This is a genomic window from Micromonospora peucetia, assembly GCF_900091625.1.
In the GTDB taxonomy this organism is placed as follows: Bacteria; Actinomycetota; Actinomycetes; order Mycobacteriales; family Micromonosporaceae; genus Micromonospora; species Micromonospora peucetia.
Genome location: NZ_FMIC01000002.1, coordinates 5,442,183 through 5,466,495 on the forward strand (window position 1 = coordinate 5,442,183; position 24,313 = coordinate 5,466,495).

Annotated in this window: 24 protein-coding genes and 1 pseudogene; 14 read left to right on the forward strand and 11 right to left on the reverse strand. The window is 74.1% G+C overall.

Annotated elements, in window-relative coordinates:
• Positions 1-123: 123 nt before the first annotated feature.
• Genes GA0070608_RS24565 through GA0070608_RS24590 form a run of 6 tightly spaced genes read right to left on the reverse strand, consistent with a single transcriptional unit; the run spans position 124 to position 5,002 of the window.
• On the reverse strand, positions 124-429 hold the full coding sequence (locus tag GA0070608_RS24565; RefSeq protein ID WP_091630839.1) for a DUF2470 domain-containing protein: 306 nt from the start codon (positions 427-429) through the stop codon (positions 124-126).
• Positions 426-1,097 (reverse strand): biliverdin-producing heme oxygenase, encoded by a 672-nt coding sequence (locus GA0070608_RS33645; RefSeq protein WP_091630840.1) that lies wholly within the window; start codon positions 1,095-1,097, stop codon positions 426-428. Before GA0070608_RS33645 ends, GA0070608_RS24565 begins: the two co-directional genes overlap by 4 nt.
• Positions 1,094-1,981 carry a heme ABC transporter ATP-binding protein gene (locus GA0070608_RS33650; RefSeq protein WP_091630841.1) on the reverse strand — a complete coding sequence of 296 codons (888 nt, stop codon included), beginning with the start codon at positions 1,979-1,981 and terminating at the stop codon, positions 1,094-1,096. The genes GA0070608_RS33645 and GA0070608_RS33650 overlap by 4 nt, the downstream gene beginning before the upstream one ends.
• Positions 1,978-3,066 (reverse strand): FecCD family ABC transporter permease, encoded by a 1,089-nt coding sequence (locus GA0070608_RS24580; RefSeq protein ID WP_245715925.1) that lies wholly within the window; start codon positions 3,064-3,066, stop codon positions 1,978-1,980. Before GA0070608_RS24580 ends, GA0070608_RS33650 begins: the two co-directional genes overlap by 4 nt.
• On the reverse strand, positions 3,063-4,163 hold the full coding sequence (locus GA0070608_RS24585) for a heme/hemin ABC transporter substrate-binding protein (RefSeq protein WP_245715926.1): 1,101 nt from the start codon (positions 4,161-4,163) through the stop codon (positions 3,063-3,065). The genes GA0070608_RS24580 and GA0070608_RS24585 overlap by 4 nt, the downstream gene beginning before the upstream one ends.
• On the reverse strand, positions 4,160-5,002 hold the full coding sequence (locus tag GA0070608_RS24590; protein WP_091630842.1) for a hypothetical protein: 843 nt from the start codon (positions 5,000-5,002) through the stop codon (positions 4,160-4,162). Before GA0070608_RS24590 ends, GA0070608_RS24585 begins: the two co-directional genes overlap by 4 nt.
• Positions 5,003-5,188: 186 nt before the next feature.
• Here GA0070608_RS24590 and GA0070608_RS24595 point away from each other — a divergent pair, with 186 nt between their 5' ends.
• The 3 genes from GA0070608_RS24595 (at position 5,189) to GA0070608_RS24605 (ending at position 8,795) form a co-directional block, all read left to right on the forward strand.
• The gene (locus GA0070608_RS24595) at positions 5,189-6,694 is read left to right on the forward strand and encodes an HtaA domain-containing protein (protein ID WP_091630843.1); all 1,506 of its coding nucleotides are present in this window, start codon (positions 5,189-5,191) and stop codon (positions 6,692-6,694) included.
• An 89-nt stretch (positions 6,695-6,783) separates the two neighbouring features.
• Positions 6,784-7,926 carry a WxL protein peptidoglycan domain-containing protein gene (locus GA0070608_RS24600; RefSeq protein WP_091630844.1) on the forward strand — a complete coding sequence of 381 codons (1,143 nt, stop codon included), beginning with the start codon at positions 6,784-6,786 and terminating at the stop codon, positions 7,924-7,926.
• Positions 7,923-8,795 (forward strand): hypothetical protein, encoded by an 873-nt coding sequence (locus tag GA0070608_RS24605; RefSeq protein WP_091630845.1) that lies wholly within the window; start codon positions 7,923-7,925, stop codon positions 8,793-8,795. The genes GA0070608_RS24600 and GA0070608_RS24605 overlap by 4 nt, the downstream gene beginning before the upstream one ends.
• A gap of 13 nt (positions 8,796-8,808) precedes the next feature.
• Here the strand turns inward: GA0070608_RS24605 and GA0070608_RS33655 are convergent.
• Positions 8,809-9,014 (reverse strand): annotated as a pseudogene (locus GA0070608_RS33655) (TetR/AcrR family transcriptional regulator); the annotation flags it as partial.
• Between the two features lie 45 nt (positions 9,015-9,059).
• Between GA0070608_RS33655 and GA0070608_RS24615 the strand changes: the two are divergent.
• The 6 genes from GA0070608_RS24615 (at position 9,060) to GA0070608_RS24640 (ending at position 15,689) form a co-directional block, all read left to right on the forward strand.
• A complete protein-coding gene (locus GA0070608_RS24615) occupies positions 9,060-10,544 on the forward strand; it encodes a flavin-containing monooxygenase (protein WP_091630846.1) in 1,485 nt (494 codons plus the stop codon).
• A complete protein-coding gene (locus tag GA0070608_RS24620) occupies positions 10,537-11,463 on the forward strand; it encodes an SDR family NAD(P)-dependent oxidoreductase (RefSeq protein ID WP_091630847.1) in 927 nt (308 codons plus the stop codon). Before GA0070608_RS24615 ends, GA0070608_RS24620 begins: the two co-directional genes overlap by 8 nt.
• Complete coding sequence (locus tag GA0070608_RS24625) at positions 11,460-12,410, forward strand: alpha/beta fold hydrolase (protein ID WP_091630848.1); 951 nt, start codon at positions 11,460-11,462, stop codon at positions 12,408-12,410. The genes GA0070608_RS24620 and GA0070608_RS24625 overlap by 4 nt, the downstream gene beginning before the upstream one ends.
• Positions 12,411-12,526: 116 nt before the next feature.
• The gene (locus tag GA0070608_RS24630) at positions 12,527-13,633 is read left to right on the forward strand and encodes a CapA family protein (RefSeq protein WP_091630849.1); all 1,107 of its coding nucleotides are present in this window, start codon (positions 12,527-12,529) and stop codon (positions 13,631-13,633) included.
• A 98-nt stretch (positions 13,634-13,731) separates the two neighbouring features.
• The gene (locus GA0070608_RS24635; protein ID WP_091630850.1) at positions 13,732-14,394 is read left to right on the forward strand and encodes a GntR family transcriptional regulator; all 663 of its coding nucleotides are present in this window, start codon (positions 13,732-13,734) and stop codon (positions 14,392-14,394) included.
• On the forward strand, positions 14,391-15,689 hold the full coding sequence (locus tag GA0070608_RS24640) for an MFS transporter (RefSeq protein ID WP_245715927.1): 1,299 nt from the start codon (positions 14,391-14,393) through the stop codon (positions 15,687-15,689). Before GA0070608_RS24635 ends, GA0070608_RS24640 begins: the two co-directional genes overlap by 4 nt.
• Positions 15,690-15,793: 104 nt before the next feature.
• Here GA0070608_RS24640 and GA0070608_RS24645 read toward each other — a convergent pair whose 3' ends face one another.
• Positions 15,794-16,213, reverse strand: a complete 420-nt coding sequence (locus GA0070608_RS24645; protein WP_091630851.1) for a hypothetical protein — start codon at positions 16,211-16,213, stop codon at positions 15,794-15,796.
• 187 nt (positions 16,214-16,400) lie between these two features.
• Here GA0070608_RS24645 and GA0070608_RS24650 point away from each other — a divergent pair, with 187 nt between their 5' ends.
• Together GA0070608_RS24650 and GA0070608_RS24655 are read left to right on the forward strand one after the other, a co-directional pair.
• Entirely contained in the window at positions 16,401-17,486 is a 1,086-nt protein-coding gene (locus GA0070608_RS24650; RefSeq protein WP_091630852.1) for an S-(hydroxymethyl)mycothiol dehydrogenase, read from the forward strand.
• Positions 17,483-18,115, forward strand: a complete 633-nt coding sequence (locus GA0070608_RS24655; protein WP_091630853.1) for an MBL fold metallo-hydrolase — start codon at positions 17,483-17,485, stop codon at positions 18,113-18,115. The genes GA0070608_RS24650 and GA0070608_RS24655 overlap by 4 nt, the downstream gene beginning before the upstream one ends.
• A gap of 56 nt (positions 18,116-18,171) precedes the next feature.
• Here the strand turns inward: GA0070608_RS24655 and GA0070608_RS24660 are convergent, their stop codons facing one another.
• Both GA0070608_RS24660 and GA0070608_RS34035 read right to left on the reverse strand, forming a co-directional pair.
• Entirely contained in the window at positions 18,172-19,116 is a 945-nt protein-coding gene (locus GA0070608_RS24660; RefSeq protein ID WP_091630854.1) for a sensor histidine kinase, read from the reverse strand.
• Positions 19,113-19,238, reverse strand: a complete 126-nt coding sequence (locus GA0070608_RS34035) for a hypothetical protein (RefSeq protein ID WP_266322011.1) — start codon at positions 19,236-19,238, stop codon at positions 19,113-19,115. Before GA0070608_RS34035 ends, GA0070608_RS24660 begins: the two co-directional genes overlap by 4 nt.
• A 134-nt stretch (positions 19,239-19,372) precedes the next feature.
• On the opposite strand from GA0070608_RS34035, the gene GA0070608_RS24665 reads away from it, so the two are divergent.
• The 3 genes from GA0070608_RS24665 (at position 19,373) to GA0070608_RS24675 (ending at position 22,695) form a co-directional block, all read left to right on the forward strand.
• Positions 19,373-20,497, forward strand: coding sequence for a DUF3626 domain-containing protein (locus GA0070608_RS24665; protein ID WP_091630855.1), 1,125 nt, complete (start codon positions 19,373-19,375; stop codon positions 20,495-20,497).
• 221 nt (positions 20,498-20,718) lie between these two features.
• Positions 20,719-21,426, forward strand: a complete 708-nt coding sequence (locus GA0070608_RS24670) for a hypothetical protein (RefSeq protein ID WP_091630856.1) — start codon at positions 20,719-20,721, stop codon at positions 21,424-21,426.
• A 681-nt stretch (positions 21,427-22,107) separates the two neighbouring features.
• Positions 22,108-22,695: a hypothetical protein gene (locus GA0070608_RS24675; protein WP_091630857.1), complete on the forward strand. Its 588-nt coding sequence runs from the start codon at positions 22,108-22,110 to the stop codon at positions 22,693-22,695.
• 168 nt (positions 22,696-22,863) lie between these two features.
• Here GA0070608_RS24675 and GA0070608_RS24680 read toward each other — a convergent pair whose 3' ends face one another.
• Positions 22,864-24,303: an MFS transporter gene (locus tag GA0070608_RS24680; protein ID WP_091630858.1), complete on the reverse strand. Its 1,440-nt coding sequence runs from the start codon at positions 24,301-24,303 to the stop codon at positions 22,864-22,866.
• Between the last annotated feature and the right edge of the window lie 10 nt (positions 24,304-24,313).

Genomic DNA, 24,313 nt, shown 5'->3' on the forward strand with positions numbered 1-24,313 from the left:
CAGCGGGACGCCGAGCCGGGCCGGTGGGGGCATCTCCCAGCCCTGAGCGAGCCGGTTGCGCGAGCTGACCAACACCATCGGCGGACGTCGCGTTCCACCAGGCCATCGCCGCCCGCCGGTCGGTCAGCCGGCCGGGCGCGGTGGGAGCCCGAGTTGCTGGCAGGCCTCCCGGTACATCCGCACCACCTCCTGCCGGATCTGGACGCGCTCGGTCAGCCGGTGGGCGAACGGCACCCGCACCGGGACCTCGATGTCGTGCGCGGTGACGGCGAACTCCATCCCCTCGGCGTCCAGGCCGGTGGCCCGGGCGCGGGTCGCGGCCGGTTGCCCGCCGAGCGTGCGGCAGATGAGCAGCGAGTCCTCGGGGTGGTCGTCGTTCATGTGCCGGCAGACGGCGCCGACCACCTCGGGGGTGAACGGGGCGGTCACGCCGCCACCTCCGCGTCTCCGGCCGGAACGAACCGGGCCAGGTCGGCGAAGACCTCGGTGTTGTGCCGGTACGCCACGAGCACCTCGGCCCGCAGCGCGGCCCGTCCCTCCTCGTCGAGCGGGAGGTCGTCCAGCCTGGCCCGGTAGGCGTCCTTGTACGCCTTCGGGCTGGTGATCCGGTCGAACCGGTAGAACGCCGCGCCGGCGTCCCCGGCCAGCCCGTAGTGCCGGGCGACGGACCGGCCGATGTGCAGGCCGCCGGAGAGGTCGCCGAGGTAGCGGGTGTAGTGGTGGGCGATGAACTGTTCCGGCGAGCTGGCGCAGACCGCGCCGAGGCGCCCGGCGTAGGAGACCGTCGCCGGGCTCGGCTCGATCCGTCCGTGCCAGTCGGCCCCGAGCAGGAACTCCAGGTCCGCGGCGAGGGCCGGCAGTCGGGTCAGCGCGTCGTCGACGAACGGGCCGGCGACTGGGTCGTGGCGCATCGCCTCGGCGGCACCCTCCAGTGCCTCGTAGATCACGTGGTGCTGCATCACCAGCGCGGTGTAGCCCGCGCGGTCCAGGTCGCCGGCTACCAGGGCGGAAATGTAACGCTGGGACTCGGCGCCCTGGTGGGCCTCCTTGCTGGCGGCCCGCAGTTCGGCCGAGAACGGGGTGCTGGTCGGACTCATGTCTCCTCCAGGGTGACGGGGGGCCGGGCCGGTCGCCGCCGTCGCGGAACGACCAACGGTAGCCGGGTACGTGGGTGTGGCACGACCTCGACGTCGTGCCGGTAGACCTCGCTGAGCAGTGCTGCGGTGAAGACCTCCGCCGGCGGTCCGGCGGCACGCACCCGGCCGTCGGCGAGCAGGGTGACGGTGTCCGCGTACGCGCCGGCGAGGGTCAGGTCGTGCAGCACCGCCACCACGGCGTCCCCGGCGCGCGCCCGATCACGGGCGATGCGCATGACCAGTTCCTGGTGGCCGAGGTCGAGGGCCGCGGTCGGTTCGTCGAGCAACAGCACGGCGGCGCGCTGCGCCAGTGCCCGGGCCAGCGTGACGCGCGCCTGTTCGCCGCCCGAGAGCGACGGGTACCGCCGGTCGGCGAACCGGGTCACGTCGCAGCGCTCAAGGACGTCGGCGACGGTCGCGTCGTCGCGCTGCTGTTCCGGCCGCCCCGCCCACGGCGCCCGTCCCATCCGCACCACCTCGTCGACGGTGAACGGGAAGCTCAGCGTGCTGCGCTGGGGTAGCACGGCCCGGCGCATCGCCAGTTCCACCGGCGACCATCCGGCCGGGGGCGACCCGTCGATCTCGACGGTGCCGGCCACCGCCGGCAGGTCGCCGCTGACGGCCGCGAGCAGGGTGGACTTGCCCGCGCCGTTCGGTCCGACGAGCGCGTGCACCTCGCCGGCCCGGATCCGCAGGTCGACCCCGTCCAGCACCGGCTGTCCGGTGCGGTCGACGCGCAGGCCGGCGACCCGGACGCGGGTCGTCCCCGGAGGCACCGGCACCGGCACGCGGGGCGCAGCCCAGCGACGCGGGCCGCGCGTCAGCCCGCCTTTGAACGGGCTCATCCCCAGCCTCCGGCCCGGTTCCGGGTGCGGCGCAGCAACCAGAAGAAGGCCGGCCCGCCGACGACCGCGGTGAGCACGCCGAGTGGGAGCTCCTGGTGGGCGACCAGGGTTCGGGCGGCGAGGTCGGCCGCGATCACCACGACCGCCCCGCCGAGCGCGCTGGCCGGCAACAGCACGCGGTGCCCCGGACCGGCGACCATGCGGACCAGGTGCGGCACCACCAGACCGATGAAGCTGATGATGCCGGTGAAGGCCACGGCCGCCGCACCGAGCAGCGCGGTGACCACGATCATGCGGATCCGTAGCCGTTCGACGTCGACCCCGAGGTGCCGGGCGGCGGGCTCGCCGAGGGCGAGCAGGTCGAGTCGACGGGCGTCGGCGTACGCGACGGCGAGACCGACCGCCAGGCAGGGCGTGGCCAGCGTGACCGCCGACCAGTTCGCCGACGCCAGGCTGCCCAGGTTCCAGAAGGCGATGGCCTGCACGCCGGACTCGTCGGCGACGAACATGAGCAGTCCGATCACCGCCCCGGCGACCGCGTTGACCGCGACGCCGGTCAGGACCAGGGTCACCACCTCGGTCCGGCCACCGGAGCGGGACAGCAGGTAGACGGCGTACGTGGTGGCCAGCCCGCCGGCGAAGGCAGCGGCGGGCACGGTCCAGCCGCCCAGGACGGTGACCCCGGTGACGATGGCGAGTGCCGCGCCGACCGCCGCTCCGGCGGAGACACCGATGACGCCGGGTTCGGCCAGGGGATTGCCGAAGACGCCCTGCATGACGGCGCCGGCGCAGCCGAGCGCGGCGCCCACCACGGCGGCCAGCACCACCCGGGGGAACCGGACGATCCAGAGGGCGTTCTCGCCCTGGGGGTTCGCTGGCAGGGTGCCGACGTCCAGGCCGACCCGGTGCAGGACCGAGCCGAGCACCTCGGCGGGGGAGATCTGGACCTGCCCCCGGCCCGCCGCGACAAGGGCGACCAGCACCAGGGCGGCGCCGAGGCCGGCGAGCAGCGCCGTTCCGCGCCGGGCCGAGCGACCGGCCGGGGGCCGTACCGTCCGCCGGACGCCGGTGTCGACGCCGGTCACGACCGTGCGCCGCAGGAGTGGACGGCCGTGGCGAGGGCCTGCACGGTCCGGCCGGACCGGGTGCCGAAGGTGAGCAGGGTGCCGTCTTCCATGTCGACGATCCGGCGGGCCGCGCCGGCCGGGGTCTGCGCTACCCCGGGAAGCTTCAGCAGGCCGTCGACGCCGCCGACGGAGGCGAGCCCGGCGCTCATCACCAGGATCACGTCCGGTGCGGCGTTGATCAGACCTTCGCTGGTCAGCGGGCGGAACTTGGCCAGTCCGATGGCGCTGCCGGCGTCCACCCCGCCGATTGCCTCGATCATCGCGTCCGAGCCGGCTCCCTCGCCGCCGACCAGGTAGACACCGGCGGTGCCGCGCAGGTAGAGGAAGGCGATCCGGGGCGCCCTGCCCTCCGGCGCGCTGCGGCGGGCGGCGGCGATCTCGCCCTCGACCCGGGCCACGAGCTGTTCGCCGGCCGCGGTGACGCCGAGGGCCGCCGCCACCGCGCGGACGTGCCCCGGTACGGCGTCGAGGGTCTGCTCGGCCTCGACGAGGACGACGGGGATACCGGAGGCGCGTAACTGCCGCAGCACCTCCGGCGGCCCGATGCTGTCGTCGGCGAGCACGACGGTCGGGTTCAGGGCCAGTACCGCCTCGGCGGAGAGGTCGTGCCCGGCCGGGGTCACGACGGGAAGGTGCGCTGCCGCCGGGAACGTGGTCGAGGTGTCCCGGCCGATGACGTTGTCGCCGAGGCCTAGGCCGAACACGGTCTCGGCGATCGACCCGTAGAGGTTCACCGGCAGGATGCGGCTGGCGTCGGTGACGGTGACGGTGGTGCCGTCGGCGGAGGTGACGGTGGCCGGAAGGGCCGGTGTCGGTGCCGGGCGCAACGCGATGACGTCGGTGCTGTCCAGGGTGGCTGTGACCGGCCCGCAGGAGGCGGGGTCCGCCGGCGCGGCTCCGGAGGTGGGCGCGGAGCAGCCGACGACGGCCCCGCAGAGCAGCGCCAGCAGGGCGGCGGCCGGCGGTGCCGTCGGCGACTTCCTGCGCCATGCCCCGGACCGGGGGAGCGGGGCATGGCGGGCGGCTGCGCGGGTGGGCCGGATGGTCCCCGTCACCGGGCCGTCCCTCGGCGGCGCCACCGGCGCAGGCCCAGCAGGGCCGTGACCGCCAGCGCGAGGGACAGCAGTGCGATGGTCCACCCGCGACCGGTCCCGGTGGCGGCGCTGACCCGGCTGATCGCCGGCTCGGCGGGAGCGGCGCCGGCTACGGCGGCACCGTCCCCGGCGGTGGTGGCGATCCCCGGCGAGCCGGCGGGGGCGGGGGGAGCGGTCCGGGCCGTGCTGGGGCCTGGCGCGGCGGTGTTGCCCGGGGCTCCGGTGGAACCCGCCGGGGTGCGACCGGGGGCGACGGTGCCGGCCTGCGTCGGGCGGGAACCGGTCGACGCAGGGGCGGCGGAGCGGGCGAAGGTCACCGCGACCCGGACGTCCTGGGAGCGGTCGGCGGCGCGGGTGTGGTCGGCGCGGGTGGCCACCACGCACCGGCGGGTGGTGCAGTCGACGGCGCCGATGGCCGGGGTGACCCGGAGGGTGACCCGGAACGATCCGCCGGACCCGTACGCAACGGCCAGCCCCTCGCCGTACGAGGGCGGGTTCGACGAGATCCAGTGCGAGGCCCCGAGCGAGCCGGTCGTGTCGGCGCCGCCGCCGCACGGGCCCGGGGCCTTGCCGGCTCCGTTGTCCACACAGAACGCCACGTAGATGCCCTTGGTGACGTCGTACCCGCTGCCGGAGACGGTGACGGTCGCGCCGGAGCTGCCGAGGCCGGTGCTGGGGGTGACGCTGAGCGTCTGACCGCCGGGGCCGCGTCCGGTGCCCGCGTAGGCGGGGGGTGGAGCGGCGACGACACCCACGGTGATCAGGGTGGCGGCCAGGAAGGCGTGACGCCGTGTTCGCATCGGGCTCCTCACGAGAGCGACGGCCGCGCGGCCGAGCAGACTTAGGTTTGGCTAACCTAAGTTATAAGGCGGCTGCTCACAAGGGGTTGTTCGGTCCAGGTGATCAAACCGAACGCCGCTGGACCGGATGGTTAGGTTTGCCTAACCTTACTGACCGTCCGTAACGGATCAAGAGAGGGAGTCAGCATGGTCCGATCCAGAGCCGGTAACGCCTGGCGGCAGTCGATGCGCTGGGCGGCGGTCGCCGTCCTCGGTTTGTCGGCCGCACTCGTGGGCGCCGGCCCCGCCTCGGCAGCCGAGGCCGACATCACCGGCGGCACCCTGACCTGGGGCTTCAAGGAGTCCTTCCGCAACTACGTCGCCGGCGGAAACGGCAACCCGCCGATCGCGGCGAGCAACGGGGCCACCGTCAACGCCGACGGCACGTTCACCTTCCCGTCGACGGGGGGCACCCACGACGCCGCCACCGGTGCCACCAGTGCCGGCTACGGCGGCAAGGTGGTCTTCTCGTACCCCGGACACTTCTTCAGCATCGCCCTGGCCAACCCGACGATCGCCATCTCCGGCGGCACCGCCGCCCTGAAGGCGGACGTCGACCTGACCACGACAGCGGCCGAACCGGTCTCGGTGCGGCAGGCGACCATCGCCACCCTCGCCGTCGGCGGCGGAAACCCGGCTGGCAACGCGGGCACGGTGACCGGTACCGACCTCGCCGCGACGCTGACCACCGCGGGCGCCTCGGCGTTCAACGGTTTCTACGCCGCGGGTGACGCGCTCGACCCGGTGTCGTTCACCTTCACCACCGGCGACGCCGGGCCGGCGCGACCGGCGGTGGTCGTCACCCCGTCCGGCGGGCTCGACCCGTCGGGCGCGACGATCACCGTCGAGGGATCCGGCTTCGACCCCGCCGCCAACGGGGCGGCCGGCGTCTACGTCTCCTTCGGGCCCAGGGTCGACGAGCACTGGGTCAACGCCGGCGTGCTCCAGGTGACCAAGTGGGTGAATGCGGCGAACGAGCCGACGGAGGCGCGGGACAAGCTCAACGCCGACGGCACGTTCCGGACCACGCTGCCGATCAGCGCGGTCTACACCGACGGCACCGGCAAGCGGGTCGACTGCACCGCCGTGCAGTGCTACGTCATCACGTTCGCGGCCCGCGGCTCGGCGGACCGCAGCCAGGACACCTTCACGCCGGTCACCTTCGCCGGGACCGGCGCCGGTGCGGGCGACGCCGAGCAGCGGATCACCGCCACCGTGAAGGGTGGCCCGCTGACGCTGGGCGTGGCCGGTTCCGCCGTCGCCCTGCCGGCCGTGACCAACGGCCAGGTCGCCAGCGGAGCCCTGCACGATGCCACCGTGGCGGACCTGCGGGGCACCGACGCCGGTTGGAGCCTCGTCGGACAGGTGTCCGACTTCGCCTCCGGCACCGGCGGGGTCATCGCCGCGGACAACCTCGGCTGGACGCCGAGCGCGGTCGCGGTCGACGATCCGCTCGGCGGGAACCCCGGCACGGTCGTCCCGGGCGCGGTGGCCGCGCCCGGCGCCGGCCTCGGCGGGGCCCGGGCGCTCTGCACCTCGGCTGCCGGGGCCAGCGGTGGCACCTTCACCTGCGGTGCCCAGCTGAACCTCGGTGTGCCGGCGTCCGCCGCGGCGGGCGACTACACGGCGACCCTCACCCTGACCCTCTCCTAGGTCGGCGTCGGGTCACCGGTGGGGCGGGACGTCACGTCCCGCCCCACCGGCCGCCCCGCCCACCGTCTCCACCCCCTCCGGAGCCCGGCATGTCCCTCGTCACCCTCCTGTCCCGGACCGGGGCCACCCTCGCCGCCGTGCTGCTCACGGCGGCACTGGCCCCGCCGGCCGCCGCCGCCCCCACGCCGTCGCCGGCCGGCACCCCGGCCAAGCCGACGCCCGGCGCCGCCGCGACCCGGTGGGCGGTGCAGCCGTCCGGCCCGGACGGACCGACCGGACGCAACTACTTCATCTACGACCTGGCTCCCGGCAGCACCCTCACCGACCACGTCGGCGTCAGCAACCTCAGCGACCGGCCGTTGACCTTCCAGGTGTACGGCACCGACGCCTACACCACCACCGACGGCGCCTTCGCGCTGCTGCCGGCGGACCAGGCGGCCACCGACGTCGGCTCCTGGATCCGTTTCGACCGGCGCAGCTGGACGGTTCCACCCGGACGCCGCGCCGACATCCCGTTCCGGCTGAGCGTGCCCGCCAACGCCACGCCGGGCGACCACGCGGGCGGGGTGATCGCCGCCATCGCCCAGGCCCGCACCACCGCCGACGGGCAGCAGGTCCGGGTGGACCAGCGGCTGGCCGCGCGGGTCTACCTCAGGGTGAACGGTGACATCCGTCCCGCCGTCACGATCGAATCCGTACGCGTCAGCTACGACAATCCCGTCAACCCGGCCGCCGGCGGGGACGCCGTGGTCACCTATCGCCTGCGCAACACCGGTAACGTGCGCGTCGGCGGAACCGGCACGGTGGCCGTCAACGGGCCGTTCGGATGGGAACTGGCCCGTACCGCCCCGGTCGACCTGCCCGAGCTGCTGCCCGGCGCGGTCTTCACCGTCACCGAGCGGATCACCGGCGTACCGCCGGCGCTCCGGCTGACCGCCGAGGTGGACCTGGCACCGACCACCGTGGACGCCGCGCTGCCGCCGGTGCTCCGCTCCGTGGCCACCTGGGCACCGCCGTGGCTGCTGCTCGCTCTGCTGGCCGTACTGGCCGGCTGGTCGGCCGTCCGGTGGCGCCGCCGCTCCACCGCCGCGAGGGCGGCCGGCACCAAGGCTCCTGGCACGGATGCGGACCCCGGCACGGATGCGGACCCCGGCCGGACGACCGACGGCAGGTCGCCGGCCGCCCGGCGGGCCGCCGACTCGCCCACAGACTCGCCCGCCGGCACACCGTGAGCCGGCTCCTACCGGCCGGCGTCGCGCTGCTGGCGCTGGTCGCCGCCTCACCCGTCGCGGCGCCTCCGTCCGCCGAACCGGCGACGGTGCCACAGATCGCCGTACCAGCCGGCACGTTCCGGATCGGTGAACAGGTCCCGGTGGTTCTCGCGGGCTGGCCGGCGGGCACCGTGCAACTGGATGTCTGCGGCAACGGGGGCAGGCGCGGCGCACTCGACTGCGCCACCAGCCGGGCCGCGCACGGGCAGGTGCCGCCATCGGGCACGGTGAGCCTGCCGGTGGTGCTCGCCGCCCCGCCGGTCGCCTGTCCCTGCCTGCTGCGGGCCCGCACACCCACCGGCACCACCCGCGCCACCACCGACCTGCGTCTGGCCGGCGTGACGGCGCCTCCCGCCCCGGTCCCTGCCGGCACCCCGGAACTGGTCATCGCCGGCCTGCGCGCCACCGACCTGGCCGGAGCGTACGGCTGGTTCGGTCTGCCGGGGGACCTGAGCGTGGACCTCACCCTGCACAACGCCGGTTCCACCGACATCGTCGACCCCCCGTTCTCGCTGCTGTTCGGCCGCCCGGGGCGGGTGCGTGGGATCGTCGAGGCGCCGGCGCTCGGCACGATCGGGGCCGGGCAGACCCGGGAGTACCGGATCCTGGTGCCGATGGACGACGCCATCGTGGGCCGGCACGAACTGCACGGCCGGATCGACCTGCCCGGCCACCCCGTCGCCTTCGCCGTCGAGGCGACCCGCCACCCCTGGGGCCTGCTGGGCCTGGTGGCCGTGCCGCTGATGTGGCTTCTGGCCCGGTTGCGCCGCCGTCCCCGGCCGACCCGCCGCGAGGCGGTCGGGTCGGGTCGTGCCGGCCGGCGGGCATGACGCCGGCGCTCGGTACCGCATCCCGCTCGGCCACCGCCGGCCCGTCGCCAGCGAAGGTGGCGTACCAGACGCGCTCGTTCATCGAGTTGAGCGCGATGGCGAGGTCGCGGGCGGACACGCCGTCGGGGGCCGCTCCGCGCCGCCGTTCGGCCCCGATCGCCGTCTCGATGACGTGCACCCAGCGCTCCAGCACGGCGCCCACAGTTGGCGCACCTCGGCGGCTCTGGATAGTGTCCGGTGTCACCCCCGCGGACGGGAGACGAGATGGCCACCGACCACGTCGACGTGCTCATCGTCGGTGCCGGCCTGTCCGGTGTCGGCGCCGCCTGCCGTCTGAGCCGTGACTGTCCGGAGAAGACGTACGCGGTGCTGGAGTCCCGCGACGCGATCGGCGGCACCTGGGACCTGTTCCGCTATCCCGGCGTCCGGTCCGACTCCGACATGTTCACCCTCGGCTACTCCTTCGAGCCGTGGACCGACCCGAAGGCCATCGCCGACGGCGACTCCATCCGCGACTACGTACGCCGGACCGCCGACGAGTACGGCGTCACCGGGCACATCCGCTTCCGGCACCGGGTGCTCCGCGCCGACTGGGACGGTGAACGTGCCCGCTGGACGGTGCACGCCCATCGTGACGACACCGGCGAGACCGTGACGCTGACCTGCTCCTTCCTGTTCACCTGCACCGGCTACTACCGCTACGACGCCGGCTACGCCCCGCAGTTCCCGGGCACCGACCGGTTCGCCGGGCGGATCGTGCACCCGCAGCACTGGCCGGCGGACCTCGACCACACCGGCAGGCGGGTGGTGGTGATCGGCAGCGGCGCCACCGCCGTGACCCTGGTGCCGGCCCTGGCCGAGCGCGCCGCCCACGTCACCATGCTCCAGCGCTCACCCACGTACGTCCTGGCGTTGCCCTCGCGCGACGTGCTCGCCGACGCGCTGCGGCGCTGGCTGCCGGCGAAGGCCGCGTATCCGGTGGTGCGGTGGAAGAACGTCCTGCTCGCCACCGCCAACTTCCAGCTCAGCCGGCGCGCGCCCGCCCTGGTCAGGAAGCTGCTGCTGCGCGCTGTCCGGGGCCGGTTGCCGGCCGGCTACGACGTGGACCGGCACTTCTCACCCCGCTACGACCCGTGGGACCAGCGGCTGTGCGTGGTGCCCGACGGCGACCTGTTCACCGCGCTGGCACGGGGGAGGGCGTCGGTGGTCACCGACACCATCGACACCTTCACCGAGCGTGGCGTCCGGCTCTCCTCCGGCGAGGAGTTGGCGGCCGACGTCGTGGTCACCGCCACCGGGCTCAACCTGCTCGCCCTCGGCGGCATGACGCTGAGCGTGGACGGCGCCGAGGTGGAGTTGCCCCGCACCGTCGCCTACAAGGGCATGATGCTCTCCGGGGTGCCGAACTTCGCGATGACCATCGGCTACACCAACGCCTCGTGGACGTTGAAATCCGACCTGGTCGCCACCTACGTCTGCCGGCTGCTGCACCATCTGGACCGCACCGGCCATCAGGTCGTCACCCCGCTGCCGCCGCCCGACGGCGAGCTGGTTCCCATCATCGACCTGGCGGCCGGCTACGTGCTGCGCAGCGTCGACGTCCTGCCCAGGCAGGGCGCCCGGGCGCCGTGGCGGCTGCACCAGAACTATCCCCGGGACGCCCTGCTGATGCGGCACGGCCGGCTCACCGACCCCGGTGTGCGGTTCTCCCGTGCCGGCACACCGGAAAGGAGGACCGTCCGTGCGTAGGTTCGTCTTCACCGGCGGTACGGCCGTGGTCACCGGCGCCGCCAGCGGGATCGGGGAGGCCCTCGCCCACGGGCTTGCCCGCCGGGGCAGCGACCTGGTGCTGGTCGACCGGGACGCCGGGCGGCTCGACGCCGTCGTCGCGGCGTTGCGCGTCGCGTATCCCGACCGGCAGCTCGCCACCTACCTGGTCGACCTGGCCGACGCCGCCGCCACCGCGAGGGTGGCCGAGGAGATCCGGCAGCGGCACCCGGTGGTCCGGCTGCTGGTCAACAACGCCGGCGTGGCGCTGGGTGGCCGGTTCGACCAGGTGAGCCTGGACGAGTTCAGCTGGGTCGTCGACGTCAACTTCCGGGCCGTGGTGCAGCTGACCCACGTGCTGCTGCCCACCCTGCGGGTCGAACCGGGCGCGCACCTGGTCAACGTCTCCAGTCTCTTCGGGATCCTCGCCCCGGCCGGGCAGGCCGCCTACGCGGCCAGCAAGTTCGCCGTGCGCGGCTTCACCGAGGCGCTGCGCCACGAGCTGGCCGACGACGGGATCGGGGTGACCGTGGTGCATCCGGGCGGGATCCGGACCCGGATCGCGCAGAACGCCCGGGTGGGCGGCGGTGTTCCCGCCGAGGAGTTCGAGACCGGCCGCCGGCAGTTCGAGAAGCTGCTCACCATCGACCCCGCCAGGGCCGCCGAGGTGATCCTGCGCGGCGTGCGGCGCCGCCGGGGCCGGGTGCTGATCGGCTGGTCGGCGAAGCTGCCCGACCTGCTGGCCCGGGTGGCACCCGCGTCGTACGGCCGGGTGCTGGCCTTCGGGATGAACCGCGTCGCGGGTGCCCCTGCCCGCCGCGCCGGCACCGCGCCGCCCGGCCCGCCGCAGCGGCAGCCCGAGCCGGCCGCCGGGGCCGATCCGGCCGGGGAGCCGGCGTGAGCGCCCCGGCCGGGCGTCGACCCCGGCACGTCACCGTGGACGGCCGGCGGGTGTGCCACCGCGTCGACGGCGACGGGCCCCCGGTGCTGCTGCTGCACGGCATCGGCCGAACCCTGCGCGACTTCACCGAGCTGCACGAGCTGCTCGCCGAGCGGTTCCGGGTGCACAGCGTCGACCTGCCCGGCTACGGCGGTTCGCTGCCGATGGCCCGGCCCTGCACTCTGCCGGCGCTGGCCGACTTCGCCGCCCACTACCTCGACGCCGTCGGCGTCGACCGGCCTGCGCACGTGGTCGGCAACTCCCTCGGCGGCGCGGTCGCCATGCGCCTCGCGGCGTCCGAGCCGGCCCGGGTGGCCAGCCTGACGCTGGCAAACAGCGCCGGCTTCGGCCGGGAGGTGACCGTCGCGCTGCGGCTGTTGGCGTTGCGCCCGCTGGCTCGGCTGCTGCTGCGGCCCACCAGATGGGCCGCCCGCCGCGCCGAGCTGTCCCTTTTCCACGACCCGGCCTTCGCCACCGCCGAACGCGTCGCCCACGCCCTGGCGGTCGCCCGACAGCCGTACGCCGCCCGGGTGATGCTGGAGACCGCGCGCAGCCTCGGCACCTTCCGCGGCGTGAGCCCGCAGTGGCGGGAGGAACTGCTGGCCGAGGTGGAGCGGCTCGACGTACCCACCCTGGTCGTCTGGGGCGACCGGGACCTGATCCTGCCGGCGGTGCACCTCGACGCCGCCCGGGCGCGGCTGCCCAGGGCCCGTACCCACCTGTTCGAAGACTGCGGGCACATGCCGCAGATCGAGTGCGCCGGGGAGTTCCACCGTCTGCTCGTCGACTTCTGGGCCGAGGCCGGTACGGACGCCGCCGTGCCCGGCAACGGCGTCGAGGAGCCCGGCGGCGGTGTCCCGCCCCGCGATGCCGCCGGCGACCGGCCGGCGGTCGCCGGGACCGGCTGACCGGTCGCGCCGCTTCGCCCGGTCGTCGCCGCGCCTGGCGACGGCGCCCGGTCGGCGACGCGACGGCGCCCGGTCGGCGGGAGGTGAACGGGCGGCCCGGCGGGGAAAGCGGTCGGATGCCCGACGTGACCCTCTTGCTCGGCGGCGACGTGATGACCGGCCGGGGCGTGGATGCGATCCTGCCCGCGCCGGGCCCGCCCGAGCTGCGCGAACCGGCGGTACGCGACGCCCGCGACTACGTCGACCTCGCCCGGGCCGCCAGTGGGCCGGTCCCGAGCCCGGTGCCCCCGGCCTGGCCGTGGGGCGAGGCGCTCGACCTGCTCGGTGCGCTCCGGCCCGACGTGCGCCTCGTCAACCTGGAGACCGCGGTGACCGGCCGGGGTGAGCCCGCCCCGGCCAAGGCGATCCACTACCGGATGCAGCCGGGCAACCTGGCCTGCCTCACCGAGGCCCGGCTCGACGTCTGCGCGCTGGCGAACAACCACAGCCTCGACTTCGGCCCGGTCGGGCTCACCGACACCCTCGACGCCCTCGTCGGCGCCGGCATCGCCACCGCCGGGGCCGGCCGGGACGCGGCGGCGGCTTGGGCGCCCGCCCGGGTGCCGCTCGGCCCGGGCCGCCAACTGCTGGTCTGGTCGGTGGCCACGCCGTCCAGCGGGGTGCCCCCGTCCTGGGCGGCCACCGCCGGCGGGCCCGGGCTGGCGTACCTGCCGGAGGCCTCGGCCGCCTCAGCCGACGCGCTGGCCGGGCGGATCGCCGCCGTGGCCGGGCCGGGGGACCGGGTGCTGGTCTCCGTGCACTGGGGCACCAACTGGGGGTACGAGGTGCCGCCCGGGCACGTCGAGTTCGCCCACCGGCTGGTCGACGCCGGCGTGGACGTGGTGCATGGCCACTCGTCGCACCATCCGCGCCCCGTCGAGGTGTACCGGGATCGGCTGATCCTCTACGGCTGCGGCGACCTGGTCGACGACTACGAGGGGATCAGCGGACAGGAGGCGTACCGGCCGGAGCTTCGGCTGCTCTGGCTGCCGACCGTCGACGCGGCTACCGGGGCACTGCGGCGACTGCGCGCGGCTCCGATGCGGATGCGCCGGATGCGGCTGGAGCGGGCCGCGCCTGGCGACGCCCGCTGGCTGGGCGAATTGCTCGACGGCTTCGGCCCGCAGTTCGCGTCCGGGTTCGCCGCCGACGGCGACGGATTGTTGACTCTGCGTCCGCACTGACCGTGCCGCCTCTCCGGTCGTGCCGGCCGCGCGTGGCGCGCGCCACCCCGGGCGGGGGCGCGGCGGGGCGATGAGGTGGGGAAACGCACCATAGATACATGACGCATCCCTCCCCGCCGGGCCGGACGGCCACCCTTTCGGCCGCCGAACGCGCCTACCGGCACCTCAAGCGCGAGATCCTGGAGCAGATCCATCCGGGCGGGTCGCTGGTCAGCGAGGGGGAGATCGCCGAAGCCACCGGGGTCTCCCGTACCCCGGTGCGGGAGGCGCTGCTGCGCCTGGAGGCGGAGGGGCTGGTTCGGCTCTATCCCAAACGGGGCGCGTTGATCCGCCCGGTCTCCGCCCGCGAGATCACCGACGTCATCGAGGCACGGCGGCTGGTCGAGCTGCACGCCGCCGAGCAGGTCTGGCCTCGGCGCGCGGCGCTGCGGGGCGACCTCGCCGCCCGGCTGGCCGAGATGCGCGACGCGCACGCCGCCGGCGACCTGACCGCGCTGATGCAGGCCGACCGGGCGTTCCACGCCACCGTGGTGGACGCGGCCGGCAACGAGATCCTCGCCGAGCTGTACCAGCGACTGCGCGACCGGCAGCTGCGAATGGGGGAGGCCAGCTTCCGGCTCTCGCCCGGCTGGGCCGAGATGGCGCTCACCGAGCACGCCGACCAGCTCGCTGCGCTCGACTCCGACGACCCCGGGCGCTGGCTCGCCGCCGTCGCCGCGCACATCGACAATGCCGCGGCCGTGCTGCGGGCCCTACGGTGACGGTGCTGACCGCGCCGGTCGCCTCGCGCCGGTCGGCAGGCGGGCTCGTCTGGGGCGTGGCCGTGGCCGCGTACGTGGCCGCCATCTTCCACCGCAGCTCGCTCGGTGTCACCGGCGTCGACGCGGCGCACCGTTTCGACGTCAACGCCTCGGCGCTGGCCACCTTCTCCGTCGCCCAGCTCGCCGTGTACGCGGCGATGCAGGTCCCGGTCGGCGTGCTGCTCGACCGGTTCGGATCCCGCCGGCTGCTCATCCTTGGCGGCGTGTTGATGGTCGCCGGTCAGCTCTGCTTCGCCCTCGCCACCGACGTGCCCCTCGCCATCGCCGCCCGGGTGCTGATCGGGCTCGGCGACGCGATGACCTTCATCAGCGTGCTGCGGCTCGTGGCGGTGTGGTTCCCGGGCCGGCGCTACCCGATGATGACCCAGCTCACCGGCACGCTCGGCCAGTTCGGGGCGCTCCTCGGCGCCGTGCCGCTGGTGGCGTTGCTGCACTGGGCGGGCTGGACCCCCGCCTTCCTCACCGCTGCGGCGGTGGGTGCGACCACGCTGCTGATGGTCGTCGTCGCCGTCCGGGACACCCCGGGCGGGCAGGTCCCCACCGGCGCGGCGCCCACTCTCGCCGACGTCCGCCGGGAACTCGCCGCCGCGTGGGCCCAGCCGGGCACCCGGCTGGGGCTCTGGACGCATTTCGTCACCCAGTTCTCCGGCGCGGTGTTCGCCCTGCTCTGGGGGTACCCGTTCCTGGTGCAGGGGCAGGGGCTCAGCCCGACCACAGCGGCGTCACTGCTCACCCTGATGACCGCCGCCATGCTGCTGACCGGGCCGATGATCGCGCACTTCTGTGCCCGGCACCCGTTCCACCGCTCGGTGCTGGTCTTCGCGATCACCGGCGCCACCGCCGTCGTCTGGGCGGTCGTGCTCGCCTGGCCGGGACGCGCGCCGGGCTGGCTGCTGGTCACGCTGGTGCTGGTGCTGGCGGTCAACGGCCCGGCCTCCCTCATCGGGTTCGACTACGCGCGTAGCTTCAACCCGGTCAACCGGATCGGCAGCGCCACCGGCGTCGTCAACGTCGGCGGCTTCGTCGCCTCGATCGTGCTGGTGCTGGCCGTCGGTGTGGTGCTCGATCTGGCCACTCCCGCAGGTCAGGCCGCCCCGGACCTGACCGCCTTCCGGTGGGCCTTCGCCGTGCAGTACGTCCTGTGGGCACTCGGCGCGGTCCAGGTGCTGCGCTACCGCAACGCGGCCCGCCGCGAGATCGCCGCGCGTACGCCCGTCGCCGCGACGCCCGCCTGACCCTGCCGCCACGCCCGCCTGACCACCCGCGACGCCCGCCCGAACCCGCCGACGGCGGTCCCCGACCCGGCCGCGGTGGAACCCGGCCCGGCCGGCCCGGGAACTCAGCGGCGGTGGCGGCCGTGGGTGAGGTCGTCCAGCACCAGGGTCAGGCCGGCACCGAGCAGCCAGACGTCCTTGGCCAGGCCGATGCCCTGCTGCGTGGGCCGGAGGCTGCCCGGCTCGCGCATCCCCGGTGTCTTGAGGTAGAGCTGCACGAGGCCCGCGCCGAATGCGGCCAGCCCCAGACCGGCCAGCGCCGACGGGACGAACGGTGCGAGCAGCGTGGCGCCCAGGGCGATCTCGGCCCGGGAGAGCAGCCGGGCGAACCGGTCCGGGTCGAGCTGCCGGAGTTGCGGGACGGCGCCGACGGCCATTCCGTGCACGCCCTGCGCGGCCTCGCCCTCCAGCGACCGCTTGCCGATCCCCGAGTTGAGGACGAACGCGCCGATACTGACCCGCAGCGGCAGATGGCTGATCTTCATTTGGCGCACTCCCGTCCGACCGTCGAACCGTGCCCCCGCCTACCCCTCGCCGCCCGGGATAACCGCCCGCCGGCCCCGGGTCGTCCGCGACGATCGGGGTAGGTTCGCCCGAGGAACATGATCGAGGTGCCGTGTCAGCGCACCGACGGACGGCGGCGCGACGCGTCGGCCTGGAGCAGGAGGAACCGTGAGCCAGCAGGTCAGGGGAGTCATCTCCCGCAGCAAGGGCGCGCCGGTCGAGGTGACCACGATCGTGCTGCCGGATCCGGGTCCGGGCGAGGCGATCGTGCGGATCCAGTCCTGCGGGGTCTGCCACACCGACCTGCACTACCGGGAGGGCGGCATCAACGACGACTACCCGTTCCTGCTCGGGCACGAGGCGGCCGGTGTGGTCGAGCAGGTCGGGCAGGGGGTGGACGCCGTCGCGCCGGGCGACTTCGTGGTGCTCAACTGGCGGGCTGTCTGCGGGGTGTGCCGGGCCTGCCGCCGGGGCCGGCCGTGGTACTGCTTCGCCACCCACAACGCGGCGCAGAAGATGACCCTCACCGACGGCACCGAGCTCACGCCGGCGCTGGGCATCGGCGCCTTCGCGGAGAAGACCCTGGTCCACGCCGGTCAGTGCACCAAGGTCGACCCGGCGGCCCGGCCCGCCGCCGTCGGGCTGCTCGGCTGCGGCGTGATGGCCGGTCTCGGCGCCGCCATGAACACCGGCGGGGTCACCCGGGGTGACTCGGTGGCCGTGATCGGCTGTGGCGGTGTCGGCGACGCGGCCGTCGCCGGCGCCGCGCTGGCCGGCGCGACGACGATCATCGCGGTGGACACCGACCCCCGCAAGCTCGACTGGGCGCGCAAGTTCGGCGCCACCCACACGGTCAACGCCAGGCAGGACGACCCGGTCGAGGCGATCCGCGCCGCCACCGGCGGCTTCGGCGCCGACGTGGTGATCGACGCGGTCGGCCGCCCCGAAACCTGGAAGCAGGCCTTCTACGCCCGCGACCTGGCCGGCACCGTCGTGCTGGTCGGCGTGCCGACCCCGGAGATGACCGTCGACGTGCCGCTGCTCGACGTCTTCGGCCGCGGCGGCTCGCTGAAGTCGAGCTGGTACGGCGACTGCCTGCCCAGCCGGGACTTCCCGATGCTCACCGAGCTCTACCTGCAGGGCCGGCTCGACCTCGACGCCTTCGTCACCGAGGAGATCGCCCTGGACCAGGTCGAGGAGGCGTTCGCCCGGATGCACCGCGGCGACGTGCTGCGTTCGGTGGTGGTCCTGTGACGGCGGCCCGGGTCGACCACGCCGTCACCTCCGGCACGTTCTCCCTCGACGGCCAGACCTTCGAGGTGGACAACAACGTGTGGGTGATCGGCGACGACGCCGAGTGCGTCGTCGTCGACGCCCCGCACGACGTCGAGGCGATCCTGGCCACTGTCGGCGACCGGCGGGTCCGGGCGATTCTCGCCACCCACGCGCACGACGACCACGTCCGGGTGGCCCCGGAGTTGGCCCGGGCCACCGGCGCGCCGGTGCTGCTGCACCCCGCTGACCGGGTGCTGTGGGACATGGTGCACCCCGACGAGGCACCGGGCGGGGAGCTGCGCGACGGGCAGACCGTCGAGGTGGCCGGCACCACGCTGACCGTGTTGCACACGCCCGGCCACAGCCCCGGCGCGTGCAGCTTCCACGCGCCGCAGCTCGGCGTGGTGTTCACCGGCGACACCCTCTTCGCCGGCGGGCCGGGGGCGACGGGACGCTCGTACAGCGACTTCGGCACGATCGTCGCCTCGATCCGGGACCGGCTGCTCACCCTCCCGCCGGAGACGGTCGTGCACACCGGGCACGGGGAGAGCAGCACGGTGGGCGCGGAGGCTCCCCACCTCGACGAGTGGCTGGCCCGCGGGCACTGACCCGTACCCGCAGCCGCGCGGTGCCCCGGACCGGTCAACGTCGGTCCGGGGCACGGTCAGGCCTGGCGCCGCACGTACAGCCGGATGGTCGTTCCGGCGGCCGTGCTGTGCACGCGGACCAGGTCGCACAGCGCCTGGACGATCACCAGCCCACGGCCACCGATGCCGTCCGTGGCCGGGGCCAGCCGCCCGGCCAGCGGGTCGGCCAGCCAGCCGTCGTCCTGGATCTCGCAGACCAGGTGCTCGGCGGTGTGCCACACGCGCAGCACCCCGCTGCCGGCGGCGTGCGCGACGCTGTTCGCCGCCAGTTCGGTCACCGCGATCCGCAGGTCGGCCAGCCGGTCCTCGTCCAGCCCCACGGCCTGGCCGTGCCCGGTCACGAACCGGCGCACGGCCGGCAGACTGTCGAACCGGTAGGCCAGCGCCGAAACCGGCTCAGTCGGGGTCGACAGGGGCGTGTTGTAGCGGGCGACCACCTCCGCCGGGGCGTACTGCGCGCTCGGGCGTCGCCCGGCGTCGTCGACGAGGACCGGGTGCGTGGCGCACGCGTCGGCCAGCACGTCGGCGTCGAGCCGCCCGGCGTCGTACGGGCAGAGGATGGTCGCGTCGCGGCCGGCGAACGCCATGTTGATCAGCGCCTCGTGCTGGGCGCACGCCGGATACTCCGTCGCGCTGCGCCCGGCCCAGATCGGCTCGCCGATGATCCGCACCCGGCGGCCGGCGTGCTGCTCGATGAACGCCTGCAGCACCCAGGGGATGATCCGGCCCGGGTTCCGGCCGGCCTGCGTCATGTCGGCCCAGCGCACCGCGTCCGTGGGACCGACCGTGGCGCGGACCAGCCGCAGGTTGGCACCGGGCATCGCGACCAGCACGGGCTCCCCGGCGGCGAGCCCGCCGGTGACGAACGGCACGGTACCCGCGAGCAGGCCGTCCGGATCGCGGTAGAAGAGCCCCTCGTGTACGAAGGAGTCAGCCGTCTCCGCGTGTCGCACCCCGGTCATGCCGGCTCTCCCATGGTGCCGGAGAACCCGGTGCCGCGCACCAGGTCGCCTGGACGACGCACCATCCGGCAGCGGACGTGGTCTCCCAGCGCCACCTGCGCGACCACGGCACCACCAGTCATTCGTCGTCTTTCACTTGGCGTCTGACTGTAGTCGCCGGTCCCGACGCCGGCCCACCGGCCGCCCATGGCCATGATGCCCACTGTCGCCGAAAACGGAATGCGTCCCGGCCTGTGCCTGGGGGAGATTCGTCGCTGTGCGACCCGCTACCGAACCTGCCGCCGTACCCGCGGCGCAGGCACTCACCCCCGCCCAGCACGCCGCCCTCGCGCACGTCCGCGCGACGGCGCTGCGCGACCGTCCCGCCGCCCTGGCCGCCATCGCCCGGGCGTTCGCCGGCTCGGGCGTCACCCACCGACCGGAGCGGCTGATCGCGGCGGTCGGCCGGCACGGCCGGCTCACCCTCAACTTCCACCCCGACCGGCTGCTCGCCGACGGGCGTACGGTCGTCGACGCCCTCGCCGCCGAGGGCGTCTACCGCAGCCAGTTCGAGACCGGCATCTCCAACGGCGGGCTGACCGCCTTTCCCGGCGGCGACCGGGACCGCTGGGAGAAGGTGCTCTTCGGCGGCGCCTACCAGACACCCGGCGTACGCCCCGGCGACCGGCCGAAGTACGGCGGCCTGAACCTGCTCGACCATCCGGACGGTGCCTGCCCCCGGTTCGGCTCCTGCCACCTGCGGCTGCGTCCGCAGGTGCTCGCACGGGCGACGTTCTGCTTCGGCGACAGCCATCTCGGCCCCAGGGACACCGGCACCGTCGACGTCTTCGAGCCGGTGCTGGCGGCGCTGCTGGCCGCGACCGACGGCACCGGGGTCAGCCTCGGCGTGCCGGGCGACGTCGTGGCCCTGGCCCGGACGTTGCTGCGTCGCCGTGCGGACACCGTGTGGGCACCCGGCGCGGCGGGTCGCGCGCTCGACGACTACATCGAGGCGCAGGTGCACGGCGAGCTGAGCCTCGCCCGGGACGTGGAGGCGATGGTCGTCGACCCGTCCTTCCGGGGCACGGGGTCCGGGGCGACGCTCGTCGCACTCGCCCGCCGGCACGGCTTCGCCCTGCGCTGGCACGCCGGGTTCACGCTTCCCGTCGACCGGATCGACGCCGAGTTCCGGGGGCCGGACATCCCGCCGCTGGCCGCCCGGGTGCACGCCGAGTTCGCCCGGCCGGGCGAACCGGTCGACGCCGCCCTGATCGGCCGTGCGGCGGTCTCGGTGGTCACCGAACCGTCCCGCTGGGCCGACCGTGGGCCGACGGCGGTCACCCTCCAGCACCTCAAGCAGCTCTGGCACGTCCTGGTCCGGTTCGGCGCTCCGCACGCCTGAACGACCGGACCGGCGGGACTGGGGCTTCCGGGGTGCCGCGTCCCGACCGTCGAGTGACCTGGGTCGCAGCCCGCCGGGACCGGGTCATATCCGGAATGACCGACAGGTCAGGCTGGTTGTGTCCCCCGTATCGCCGGAACCGAAACCCCGTCCGGCGCGGCAGTTTCCCCCGAGGAGTGCTCATCCAGGGAGCGCTTCGCCTGACCGAAAGGGCAACCATCGTGAAGTACGACTTCACTCGATGGCTCCCGGCCATCGCGAAGGACTCGAAGGACCCGAAACGCAAGATCGCGCTGAGCGTGGTGGGTGTCGCCGCCCTCGGTGGCCTCGCCTTGGCACCGACGGCCGTCGCCGCCCCGGTCACGACCACACCCCACGAGGGTGCCGTGGCGGCGATCGAGCAGGCCACCGGCATGGGCAGGCCAGGAGCAGCCGAGGAGTCGGCCCTGACGACGGGTGGCACCACCACCAAGCCGGCCGCCGACAAGCCCAGTCGCGAGGAGCTCATCCCGCACGGCGTGCAGGGCGCCCAGTCGCGCGTTCCGCTCGACGACGCGCAGCTCGCCAACGCCAAGGCCATCATCCAGGAGGCCAAGGACACCGGCGTGGGTGAGCGGGGTGCCGTCATCGGCATCGCCACCTCGCTACAGGAGTCGAAGCTCTACAACCTCGGCCACCTGGGCGCGTACAACGACCACGACTCGCAGGGCCTGTTCCAGCAGCGCCCGTCGTCGGGTTGGGGTTCGCCCGACGAGATCACCGACCCCGAGTACGCCTCGCAGGCGTTCTTCCAGGCGCTCAAGAACGTGGGCGGCTGGCAGAACCTGCCGCTGACCTCCGCCGCGCAGACGGTGCAGGTCTCGGCCTACCCGTTCGCGTACGCGCAGTGGGAGGAGCAGGCGGCGGACGTCGTCTCCCAGCTCTGGTGACACCCGCGTGACGCCGTCCGGCCGGTCCTCACCAGGGGCCGGCCGGGCTGCGTCACGCCCGCCGGCCGGTCCCACCGGGGCCGGCCGGTTACCGCCGGCTGTGTCCAAACCAGGTGCCCCCATCCCGCCCGCACCCGACCCACCCCTACGAGATCTTGGTACGAATACGCCCCTCCAAAGGCCGTCTCGTACCAAGATCTAGCCCGCTCACCTGCGTGTCCGTGTGCGCCTGTTGTTCGGTTCGTCGTGGTTGTCCCGGTGCGGTGTCGGCCCAGCGGGTGGCATCGGGCCTCGGGTGGGGCGGGTGACCGTTTCGGGGTGTGACCGGGGGCATCGTGGGGGCGGAATCGTGGCCGGCCCGGGGCCGTTACACCATGCGTACGACCGAGTAAGGGCGCGCCGCAGGTTGGTGTGGGCGCTGGACGTGGGTGACTGCCACGGCGTCTGTGCCGGGCCCCGGAATGATGGCGGGCCGCCGGTCGTTACACATGGTCCCGGCCGGTGTGAGGGCATCCCCCGCCCCGTCCGAGAGCCCCTCTCCGACCCACACGGTCGGCCTGATCTTTCCTTCGGCGAGACGCCGGAGATCCCCAGTTTGTTGAGCGCCGGACGGTGCTTGCATCCCGCACGAGCCGATCCCCCTCGGGTGTGTGGGTGCCAACCCCCGAATGGAGCGTCCTCATGAACTCGTTCATTCGTAACAGTGTTCTTGGTATCGCCGGTCTCGCGTTCGCTGGTGGTGTGGCTGCTGGCCCGCTGACCGACACCCCTACCCCCGTCGACGCCGCGCCGGTCGCGGCGGTGCAGGCTGACAAGCCGGCCGTCGACACCGGCAAGCTGATCCCGCATGGTGTGCAGGGCGCGCAGTCGCGGATCGACCTGTCGGACGAGCAGGTCGCCAACACGAAGGCGATCATCGCGGCGACGAAGAAGGCCGGCATGGACGAGCGGGCCGCCGTGGTGTCGATCGCGACGGCGTTGCAGGAGTCGAAGCTGGAGAACCTGGGTCATCTGGGTGACCGTAACGACCACGACTCGCAGGGTCTGTTCCAGCAGCGTCCGTCCTCGGGTTGGGGCACGGTCGAGCAGATCACCGACCCGGAGTACTCGACGACGGCGTTCCTGAAGGGTCTGAAGCAGGTCGACGGCTGGCAGGACATGCCGCTGACCAAGGCCGCCCAGACCGTGCAGGTGTCGGCCTACCCCGACCACTACGCGCAGTGGGAGCAGCAGGCCGCCGACCTCGTCGCCAAGCACTGGAACAGCTGACAGCAGCAGATGAACAACCTCGCTGGCCGGCACCCGATCCCGGGTGCCGGCCAGCGGCGTCCTCGCCGGAGCCCAGGCAAGCCCGTACGACATCCCACGCATTCGATTCGACCCCGCCGGGACGAGAGCGGGCGGCGGCTCGGTAGCCGAGGAGGATGGCCCGGCAGGTCAGCGACGATGGCCGAGGGTGACGTCGAACAGGGCCGCGAGCAGCGCGAGCGTGATCACCCCGGCAGCCAACAGCAGTGAGTGCCGGAAGGCGAGCGAGAAGTCTCCACCGCTGGCGGCCAACGAGGAGAAGAAGAGCGAGCCGACGGCCGCGATCCCGGCGGCGGAACCGATCCGCTGGCCGGTCTGGAGCATGCCGGCGCCGCTGCCGGCCTGCCGTACCGGCACCTGGGACAGGGTCAGGGTCTGGTTCGGCGCGATCACCAGGCCGCTGCCCAGCCCGGCGACCAGCAGCGGCGCCGCGGTCAGCCACGGCACGGCGGCCCCGCTCGGTGCCCGGTCGAGCACGACCACCACCGCGACGAGCCCGACCACCACGGTGAGCAGCCCGACGGCGACCAGGGGACGACCGTAGCGGTTGACGATCCGGCCGCCGAGCGCGGACGCCGCCGCCGAGCCCAGCGCGAACGGGGTGATGGCCAGGCCGGCGACCAGCGCGCTGTATCCGAGGCCGTTCTGCAGGTAGAGCGTGAAGATGAAGAAGATCGCGGTGAACCCGCCGAAGTAGACCAGCGCGATCAGCGAACCCAGGGCGTACGACCGGAAGCCGAACAGTCGCAGGTCGAACAGGGGTTCCTGGCGCCGGGCGTACCGTCGTTCCCATGCCCCGAAGCCGACCAGGGTGAGCAGCCCGGCCGGCACGAGTAGCCACTTCGTCGGGCCCCGCCAGTCCTGCTGTACCAGCGGCAGCAGTACCAGCAGCACGCCGACGCCGAGCAGCAGCACCCCGACAGGGTCCAGCCGGTGGTTCCGTGGGCCGGCCGGACGGGTGGGGATCAGCCGCCAGCCGAGGACCACCGCGAGAACGCCGACCGGCACGTTGACGAAGAACACCCACCGCCAGCCGTGCTCCTCCCCGCCGATGGCGATGAGCAGACCGCCGAGCAGCGGGCCGACGGCCGTGGAGATGCCGATGGTGGCCCCGAGCAGCCCGAACGGGCGGCCCCGCTCGGGCCCCTGGAAGAGCTCCTGGATCAGCCCGGTCACCTGTGGGTTGACCACCCCGGCGGCGGCACCCTGGAGCAGTCGGGCCGCGATCAGCCACGTGGGGGAGGGTGCCAGCCCGGCCAGCGCGCTGGCCAGCGTGAACAGGGCGATCCCGAAGACGAACGCGTTACGCCGGCCGCGAGCGTCGCCGAAGCGGCCGGCGGAGACCAGTATCAGCCCGAACGTCAGGGCGTACCCGGAGAGCACCCACTGCAGATCGCTGGGGGAGGCCCCGAGGGCGCGGTCCATCGACGGGACGGCGACGTTGACGATGCTCACGTCGAGCAGCGTCATGAAGGCGGCGACCAGCCCCACCGAGAGGGCCTGCCAGCGGCGTCGGTCGTCCGGCGACGCGGTGGCGTCGGCCGGTGGCGGCGTACCCGCCGTGCTCATCGTGCCTCCC